Here is a 7814-nt window from a genome sequence, read left to right as displayed (position 1 = left end):
GCCACCGGTGGCTCGCCGGACAACCCCGGCCGAGTGGGTGAGATACGACGAACGATCGCGCGGATTAAGACAGTCCAGAGTGAGGAGCGGCGCGCAGCAGCAACGGTCGCAAGCGCTGACGTGAAGCGGGCGAGCAAAGCGAAGAGGAGCTAAGCTGCATGGAGATCTGCGAAAAGTGTGGATTGCCGCTTGATTTATGCATTTGTAAAGAGATCGCTAAGGAGCAGCAAATCGTTAGGGTCTATACAATAAGGAAGAAGTTTGGGAAGGTAAATACGGTAATCGACGGGATCGATGGGAAGGAGGTTGATCTGAAGGGACTCTCGAAAGAGCTCAAATCGAAGTTCGCCTGCGGCGGCACGGTGAAAGAAGGCGTTATCGAGTTGCAGGGCGATCAGAGGAAGGGGACCAAGGACGCACTCCGTGAGATGGGGTTTTTCCTCGAGGGCGAGGATTGAGTGCGGTACGTAGAGCGAGATAGATGAAGCTCAGGCCCGGTAATCTCCTGCAACATGAGCTCATTGGATTGCAGATCGCGGTGGACGAGAGCACGAATGGCACACTTGTCGGTTTGCGCGGAACGGTGGTCAATGAGACGCGCAACATGCTCGTCATTGAGACTGCGCAGCAAGAGGAGAAAAGCGTCTCGAAAGCGAGTAACTGGTTTGTTTTTACGCTTGACCGCGGCGTGCGCGTGCGCGTGCGCGTGAAGGGCGATCGACTCGTTGCACGGCCTGAGGACCGGATCAAGAAGCGGTAAGGTCCCACAACAGGCGGGTTCCGGAACAGGTCGGTCAGTCCGCGCGACTCGTACTTTTCTGGTCAAAAGTAGATAAGGAATAGAGAAGAGAGGGTGTATAGTAGAGGAACAGAAAGCGAAATGAGAGACATAGGGCTCAATGTGAAGGCACCTGAGAAGGAATGTGACGATATCAACTGCCCATTTCATGGGACCTTGCCAGTACGTGGTCAGATCCTGGAGGGTGAGGTGGTCAGCGATAAGGCGCCGAAGACGGTCGTGGTGCTGCGCTCGTACCTGAAGAAGATCGCGAAATATGATCGCTACGAGAAGCGGCAGTCGAAGATACACGCGTACAATCCGCCCTGCATCAATGCGAAGGTGGGCGATATCGTGAAGATCGCGGAATGCAGACCGCTGAGCAAGACCAAGAGCTTCGTCGTGGTGGAGAAACGGTGAGGTGCGCACACACGCACACACGCACACACGCACACACGCGACTCAAGCTTTTAACCTGCCACGGGAAAGAAATATAAGAACGAACGAGCGAGGGAGCGCGAAGAAAAATGAAAGGGATAAAGGCGAAGATACCGCGGGCTTTGCCGACCGGTGCGCGGTTAGACTGCGTGGATAACACCGGTGCGAAGGTCCTGCAGATCATTGCGGTGAAGGGGTATCGCGGCGTGAAGAACCGGTATCCGAAGGCGGGCATCGGTGATGTGGTCATTGTTTCGGTGAAGAAAGGCAGGCCAGAGATCAAGAAGCAGATCGTAAAAGCGGTAATTGTGCGCCAGCGAAAGGAGTTCAGGCGGCCGTCGGGGCTGCGGGTGAAGTTCGAGGATAACGCGGCCGTGATCGTGGATGATAAAGGCATGCCGAAGGGCTCGGAGATTCGCGGACCCGTGGCCAGGGAAGCGGTGGAGCGGTTCTCGAAGATCGCGTCGGCTGCGGCGATCATCGTTTAGCTGAGTTTGGATAGATAGGTAGGATCAATATATAGCATACGAAGCGGGGGTTACCGAGTGGACAAAGGTGGCAGACTCAAGATCTGCTCCCGCAGGGGTTCGCGGGTTCGAATCCTGCCCCCCGCATTTGCTATTAACCAATTCTGAGCTTTTTCTCTGGTTTTCTGTTCTACCGTTTCCTGAGAAGTGGTAGTAATACTAGCCCCGGTAACAAGTGATTCAATAGTTAGAAGGCGGTACAATTCAGAAGCGATTTAGTTAGCTATGCTCTTGTTTTACGTTTGAACCTTACTCTTCCATCTTTAGGGAATAACCCGCAATAAGTGGGCAGTCTCACGTTGGCATTCACCTTCTGGTGGCTTATGAGAAGGGACCACAGGCTTTTTATATTATGCCCTAATAGGGTATATTATGGAAGCGTGGGCCCATGAGTGGGTTCAAAAGAAGCGAGAAGATGGTGTGCGGGGTATCGAAATAAAGCACTTTGGAAACTCCTACTACGTTTACCGCTCCACTACCGTCTGGGATAAGGAAGCGAAGAAAAGAAGGAAACGATCTGTCTATCTCGGTAAAATCGATAAGGAGCGGGGATTTATCAAACGAGAACGTGAAACCCCCAGTTTCAAGCCAAAGAGCATACGACAGTACGGCAATGCCCTGTTGCTCCATCACGCGATGGGTGATATCCTCCCCCTACTCAGAGAAAGCTTTGACGAGTACTGGCAGGAGATTTACGCGCTCGCGATTACCCGCATGCTGGGCATGACGCCCTTGAACCGGGTAGAAAACGTCTGGGAGCGGCTCTACGATCCGCATAAGCTCACGCCGCGGCTCAGCCCGAAGCTGCTTGCCGCGGTGTTGCGAGATGTGGGTGCCGATCGGAGTGGGCAGAGCGTCATCTTCAGAGAGCTTGCGAGGAACGGATGGCAGTTCGTCTACGATCTGAGCGTCGTTTTCACGCGGTCTGCGGGCATTAATTTCGCCGAGCTGGGCTACCATAAAGATCACCTTTACCTTCCACAGATCCAGATTACGCTCCTCTACGCGGTAGATACCGGCCTGCCAACCATGATTCGGGCGCTACCGGGCTCAGTGAAGGATATCACCACGCTCACCACCTCACTCAGCGAAGTTGATATCGATAAAAAGATCCTCTTCCTCGACCGGGGCTTCTTCTCTGAGGACGTGGTAGCGTTTCTGCTTCAACGCGAAATAGCCTTTCTTCTCCCTGCAAAGAGAAACAGCGCGCTCTATGAGATAAGTATTCACCTCACCCAGCACTTCTTCTACCACGAACGGCTGATCAGGTATGGAAAGCAGCGGCAAGAGGCGTATTTCCTCTACCTATTCGAGGACGCTGTGCTGCGGATGGAAGAGGAGAAGACACTGTACAAACGACTTGACGAGCGTAAAATTACCCGCGAGGAGTTCGAAAAGGGGCGAAAAAACGCGGGAAGGATCCTCATCCTCTCGAGTTTGGATCGGGTGGGAGAAGATATTTTCATGATGTACAAGCAGCGCGGGCGCGTAGAGACGCAGTTTGACAGCTATAAAAACGTCTTAAACGCCGACTGGATGTATCTCCAGGATGATGAGAGCGTCTTCGGACATCTTTTCATCTCCTTCCTGGCCCTCTACGGCTACTGTAAGCTCGAGAAGGAGCTCAAAAAGGCCGGGCTGCTCCAAAGGTTCGCGCCTGCTGACCTGCTTGAAGAATTCTCCAAGGTGTATCTCTTCACCGACGGGACGCGGGAGGTAATCTCTGAGATTCCAAGAAAAGTCGCTGAGCTCGAAGCGAAGATGGGGGTTGATGTATTCCCTAAATGAGCGGAGTTAAGGTTTGAAATAACTCAATTTCTCTATAGCGTATGGGCTTGATAGGAGAAAAACAGACATGAAACAATGGTATGAATCGCTATTCGAAAACTACGCGCGGAAATACGATGAAGAGGTCTTTGTGCAGGGAACGATTGGCGAATGTGATTTTATTGAGCAGGAAATAGGACACGACAAAGCAGTTAAAATCATCGATATCGGCTGCGGTACAGGCCGGCACGCTGTTGAACTGGCAAAACGGGGCTACACTGTTACCGGGATCGATCTGTCCGAATCGCAGCTGAAGAGCGCGAAAGAAAAGGCGAGAAAACAGGGGTTGAAGATCGATTTTCAACAACGTGACGCGAGAAATCTTCCGTTCCAGGGAGAATTCGATCTCGCACTAATGCTGTGCGAAGGCGGGTTCCCGTTGATGGAAACCGATGACATGAATTTCGAGATACTCAAGAACGCGACCAGGTCGCTGAAAGCTACCGGGAAGTTCATATTTACGACCTTGAACGGATTGTTCCCGCTTTATCATTCCGTGGAAAAATTCTGCGCCTCCGAAGGCAAGGAGGGTAACGCGACTTATAAGAGCAACACCTTTGATCTGATGACGTTTCGCGATCACAATACCACGGTATTCGAAGACGACGCGGGGAACAAAAAAGAACTCAACTGTAACGAGCGTTATTATGTGCCCAGCGAAATAACCTGGCTTTTGGAGACCCTGGGGTACAAAAAGATAGCTATTTTCGGCGCAAAACTGGGTGCTTTCTCACGAAACGATAAACTGACTCCGGAAGATTTTGAAATGCTCGTCATCGCGGAGAAGACCGGAGACCGAGAAGATTAAGCGCAAACGTGAAAAAATCAGTTACGAGCTTCGACACCAAAAAAGCACGTATAGTGATTCTCTTTCATGAGCAGCCGTCACTGGATCCTTGTTTACCTGTTCTTCATGTCCGCTATACAGAGAATCACCGCGCACTCTTACCGCGTTGCATTTTAAACCCCCGTCTCGGGAAGGCTGCAGCCGACAAGGCGGATTCCTCACGGAGTAACTGTAAGGCAGTAGCAGAGAAGAAAGGGCCGTCTCCCTCAGTATCTCCGAATCTAAAGCCATAGTAGGAAAACCCAAGCTGAACATCTGCTTTTTGAGGAGAAAACGTTGAGGTGGATATACTGCCACTGAACCCCGGATGTTTCAATGGCCTAGCACCGGATAGCTCACGGGTATCTATGCGGTGGCCCTCGCTGATTTCCTCTTAGCTCGTGCAACTCTTTCGTTGCTCATCTCATATAGCTCTATGATAAAGGCCTTGAAGCTCAGTTCCTCCTTATATAGCGTTGTCCACAACAATTGGAGCATCTGCTCATAAACAAAGTAAAAGAACCTTATTTTCATCTCTTTTGACTTTGATTTTATACGAGCTTCGTCTTGAACTCTAAAACCCGTCTCAATTCTCCATCGCCCTTTGTACGTAGGAATGATATAGTCCAGATCGATCTCTTCCTGGTTTGTGGCAAATGCCCAATCAAAAGTCTTGCCGTTTGTAGAATCTATTATCTTTTTCAATAGCGCCAATGTGGTCTTGCCATGAAGCACCGTTTTATCTTTTATCAGCTCGAACTCATAATGTATCTTCTTTCGCTCGGTATCCGCCATCTCGGCAAGTTCTGTCTTTACTTTTTCGTTCTTTGGAACGAAGATCAAGTAAGGGTAATCAGTATTTGTGAGAGTCGTCATGAGATCTTTGCTGTAAAATCCCCTATCGAAGAGGATGAGTTTGATTGAACTGACCAATACCTGAACAAGAGAGAGACAAAAACAGACTTCCTTGGCCATATCGTGCCCTAAATGAATAGGTATCGAGATTAAAGGTATCCTTTGAGGGATATCAGAACTCACCACTGCTACGGTGAGGAATTTGAACTTTCCCATTACTGCATATTTTCCAGTCCACCCTTGAATCCAAAACCCCTGTACTTCTCCATAAAAATCCTCATCGGTATAGTCAACTGCAAGAACAACATCCTGATCATCGAGTTTGAACCTTTGTCCTATGATTTTAACTGTTTTGAGATATTCCCAGTAGAAATTCGAAAATGGAACAGCCTTTATGGCCAGATGAAAGGAATCAGCCGTTGATCCTACTGTCTCGAGATAGGTATTTGCCATTGCGGCTTTCAATAAATCCCGGTTGTACTCGAATCCAGAAAGGTACGGCCCCTTTGGTTTTAGATCGAGACAGTGATTAACGAAGGTATCAAGAATCGTTATCGTCCGAAATATCCTATCTCGATTTGGCGTCATACGATCACCAGGTAGACGGTACGACCAAGGTATTCCTTGGGACAATCGACCTTGGCACTGTTCCCGAATTTCGTTACCTTCCGTATGAAGAACCCCTGAATCCCATCAAGCTCAAGATGGCTCTGCGCTTGGATCGGAACCTTTTTCATAGGATATCTTAAAGATATCCCAATATAAAAACCTTACTCTCGGTGGACGCTAACGCTCAATCCTCGTCAACGCATCTTAGATGGAACACGCCTGAAAATATCAGGAGCCGACGGTACCAACCACTAGCTCATCCTTTCGGAGATACTGTCCCTAGCAAAAAGCTTAAATAGGGTTAGAAATTAAGTACCATAGGGGTTGTTGGTACGTACTTATGGTAGGTGTGTCGGGCATGGAGAATCGCCAGGTTATGAATAAGGATAAAAAATACTTTTTTACCTGTGAAGAATGTGGCTCACATGAGCTTTACGTTGAATATTCATATACCATCCGGTGTGGTACTTATTACGAGACGTATAGTGAAGTGGGCGAATTAGATCATGCGCATCACATTGAATGGTATGATAAAGGGATTGTAGAATCTGGTCATGATAACGATTATGCAGATGATGAAGATGATGTAGATGTTGAAGGTGATGAATCTGACGGGCCCGAATGGGTGATCGATGAAGAGAGCGAAGAGTGGTATGTGCGGTGCTGTTGCTGCGATAGAGAAATTGAATTTGGTTGGTCACGCCCAAATCGCGGTGGACGTATCTGGCCTGCGGAGTGTGCTGATTTTAAACCATGGCGCTGTTTCTCCGAACCACGCTACTACCAGGAGTGGAAGAGGAGGAACTGGCTCCGACCACCATCAACGGAGTACTGAAACGAGATAATGACGTGTCGCCTAACCCATCGGTGACAGTTACAGATCAGCAGTTTAAGAACCAATCGCATCGGCTACGAGTCTCCCTGAGTGGCGCAAAGACCTAAGGCTATATATATCTCCGTTCATTACCCAATCACCGTGATAAAAATGGCTCTATTACCAAAAGCACCTGTGACCAGGTTGCTTAAGAGCGCAGGAGCCGAACGAGTGAGCAAAGACGGTACTGAAGCGATGGCGACGCTGCTTGAGTCGGACGGCGCTAAGGTTGCAAAGAAAGCCGTCGCGCTCGCGAAGCACGCCGGTCGAAAGACCGTGCAGGCAGAGGACATCTTACAATTACCGGTGAGCATGTATCTGAACTATCCGGCCAGCCAGGTACGGATACGGATATTTATCCAACCGTTCTTAATGCCCGTTCAGACCCGTTCGCGCTTTAGTTCAGAGCGCTGCGTAAAGAGGGCGGGGAGGCGTTCCATCGATTGATAGACGAGGCACGCGGTCTTGCATGCGCCGCGAGGTACGACCCGCGGCTCGATCCGATGGAATCGGTCTATTTGTCGATCCTCGTAGAGCTGGAGAAAGACATCGCAGAGTTACGGGTAAAGGTAAAAGAACTGGAGGAGCGGAGTACCCACTCCTCAGAGAGGTAGAACTGAGTTCAGGATCCTATGACCGTGAACGAGCCGTTACTTTGGTACAAGCCCCTCAAAGGTCTTCGTTACTTCGCCCAGTAGCTTCTTCTCTTCTGCACTCAGGTTCGGCGATACCTGCAAACCCTTCAACACGCCGATGGCCTCGATCGTCTTGTTCATCTGCTCAGCAGGTGCTACCTTCTCAGCCACTTTCTTTGCGCGTTTCGTTGCACGCTTGTGCTTCATCCTCACATGCCGCGCTAGGTCAAGGGGCTTCTCGAACGTCTCACCACAATATTTGCATTTATATTCTGCCATACTGTCACAACATGTGTCGAGGCTATTTAAATATAGTAGGTATTTGGGTCTGTCAACAAATTGGGGGTTGAGGTAACCGTCCGAATTTCACCGTCCAGTACGCCATTTTCTGTGCGAGATAGGAGAGTACGCCGCGATTCGTCCTGTAACGCTTCTTCGTGCTCTC

12 protein-coding genes and 1 tRNA gene are annotated in these 7814 nt (G+C 49.7%); 10 read left to right on the top strand and 3 right to left on the bottom strand.

Annotated features, from left to right (window positions below; genetic code table 11):
- The 8 genes from rpmC to ENN68_01715 form a co-directional block, all read left to right on the top strand.
- A partial coding sequence (gene rpmC, locus ENN68_01750) for a 50S ribosomal protein L29 (GenBank protein ID HDS44815.1) occupies positions 1–153 on the top strand: 153 nt, incomplete at its 5' end.
- 5 nt (positions 154–158) lie between these two features.
- Complete coding sequence (locus ENN68_01745; protein ID HDS44814.1) at positions 159–458, top strand: translation initiation factor; 300 nt, start codon at positions 159–161, stop codon at positions 456–458.
- A gap of 23 nt (positions 459–481) precedes the next feature.
- The gene (locus ENN68_01740) at positions 482–760 is read left to right on the top strand and encodes a ribonuclease P protein subunit (GenBank protein HDS44813.1); all 279 of its coding nucleotides are present in this window, start codon (positions 482–484) and stop codon (positions 758–760) included.
- Positions 761–880: 120 nt separating this feature from the next.
- The gene (locus ENN68_01735) at positions 881–1198 is read left to right on the top strand and encodes a 30S ribosomal protein S17 (protein HDS44812.1); all 318 of its coding nucleotides are present in this window, start codon (positions 881–883) and stop codon (positions 1196–1198) included.
- A 107-nt stretch (positions 1199–1305) separates the two neighbouring features.
- On the top strand, positions 1306–1704 hold the full coding sequence (locus tag ENN68_01730) for a 50S ribosomal protein L14 (GenBank protein HDS44811.1): 399 nt from the start codon (positions 1306–1308) through the stop codon (positions 1702–1704).
- 43 nt (positions 1705–1747) lie between these two features.
- Positions 1748–1830, top strand: a tRNA-Leu gene (locus ENN68_01725).
- Between the two features lie 285 nt (positions 1831–2115).
- Positions 2116–3531 carry a hypothetical protein gene (locus tag ENN68_01720; protein ID HDS44810.1) on the top strand — a complete coding sequence of 472 codons (1416 nt, stop codon included), beginning with the start codon at positions 2116–2118 and terminating at the stop codon, positions 3529–3531.
- Positions 3532–3598: 67 nt separating this feature from the next.
- Positions 3599–4378, top strand: a complete 780-nt coding sequence (locus tag ENN68_01715; protein HDS44809.1) for a class I SAM-dependent methyltransferase — start codon at positions 3599–3601, stop codon at positions 4376–4378.
- 384 nt (positions 4379–4762) lie between these two features.
- On the opposite strand, the gene ENN68_01710 is transcribed toward ENN68_01715, so the two are convergent.
- Positions 4763–5839: a hypothetical protein gene (locus ENN68_01710; protein ID HDS44808.1), complete on the bottom strand. Its 1077-nt coding sequence runs from the start codon at positions 5837–5839 to the stop codon at positions 4763–4765.
- A complete protein-coding gene (locus tag ENN68_01705) occupies positions 5836–5988 on the bottom strand; it encodes a DUF2080 family transposase-associated protein (GenBank protein HDS44807.1) in 153 nt (50 codons plus the stop codon). The genes ENN68_01710 and ENN68_01705 overlap by 4 nt, the downstream gene beginning before the upstream one ends.
- A gap of 248 nt (positions 5989–6236) precedes the next feature.
- On the opposite strand from ENN68_01705, the gene ENN68_01700 reads away from it, so the two are divergent.
- Together ENN68_01700 and ENN68_01695 are read left to right on the top strand one after the other, a co-directional pair.
- A complete protein-coding gene (locus ENN68_01700) occupies positions 6237–6695 on the top strand; it encodes a hypothetical protein (protein ID HDS44806.1) in 459 nt (152 codons plus the stop codon).
- Between the two features lie 150 nt (positions 6696–6845).
- A complete protein-coding gene (locus ENN68_01695; GenBank protein ID HDS44805.1) occupies positions 6846–7181 on the top strand; it encodes a histone family protein in 336 nt (111 codons plus the stop codon).
- Positions 7182–7384: 203 nt separating this feature from the next.
- Here the strand turns inward: ENN68_01695 and ENN68_01690 are convergent, their stop codons facing one another.
- On the bottom strand, positions 7385–7648 hold the full coding sequence (locus tag ENN68_01690) for a hypothetical protein (GenBank protein HDS44804.1): 264 nt from the start codon (positions 7646–7648) through the stop codon (positions 7385–7387).
- Positions 7649–7814: the final 166 nt, after the last annotated feature.

Source organism: Methanomicrobia archaeon, assembly GCA_011049045.1.
In the GTDB taxonomy this organism is placed as follows: domain Archaea; phylum Halobacteriota; class Syntropharchaeia; order Alkanophagales; family Methanospirareceae; genus JACGMN01.
Note: the sequence above shows the minus strand (reverse complement) of the source record. Positions and strands in the feature narration are given on the sequence as shown.

What these genes read in the sequence shown, in the direction of transcription:
- ENN68_01745 (HDS44814.1), top strand. Translation starts at nt 159, where the DNA reads ATGGAGATCTGCGAAAAGTGTGGATTGCCGCTTGATTTATGCATTTGT.
- ENN68_01740 (HDS44813.1), top strand. Translation starts at nt 482, where the DNA reads ATGAAGCTCAGGCCCGGTAATCTCCTGCAACATGAGCTCATTGGATTG.
- ENN68_01735 (HDS44812.1), top strand. Translation starts at nt 881, where the DNA reads ATGAGAGACATAGGGCTCAATGTGAAGGCACCTGAGAAGGAATGTGAC.
- ENN68_01730 (HDS44811.1), top strand. Translation starts at nt 1,306, where the DNA reads ATGAAAGGGATAAAGGCGAAGATACCGCGGGCTTTGCCGACCGGTGCG.
- ENN68_01720 (HDS44810.1), top strand. Translation starts at nt 2,116, where the DNA reads ATGGAAGCGTGGGCCCATGAGTGGGTTCAAAAGAAGCGAGAAGATGGT.
- ENN68_01715 (HDS44809.1), top strand. Translation starts at nt 3,599, where the DNA reads ATGAAACAATGGTATGAATCGCTATTCGAAAACTACGCGCGGAAATAC.
- ENN68_01710 (HDS44808.1), bottom strand. Translation starts at nt 5,839, where the DNA reads ATGACGCCAAATCGAGATAGGATATTTCGGACGATAACGATTCTTGAT.
- ENN68_01705 (HDS44807.1), bottom strand. Translation starts at nt 5,988, where the DNA reads ATGAAAAAGGTTCCGATCCAAGCGCAGAGCCATCTTGAGCTTGATGGG.
- ENN68_01700 (HDS44806.1), top strand. Translation starts at nt 6,237, where the DNA reads ATGAATAAGGATAAAAAATACTTTTTTACCTGTGAAGAATGTGGCTCA.
- ENN68_01695 (HDS44805.1), top strand. Translation starts at nt 6,846, where the DNA reads ATGGCTCTATTACCAAAAGCACCTGTGACCAGGTTGCTTAAGAGCGCA.
- ENN68_01690 (HDS44804.1), bottom strand. Translation starts at nt 7,648, where the DNA reads ATGGCAGAATATAAATGCAAATATTGTGGTGAGACGTTCGAGAAGCCC.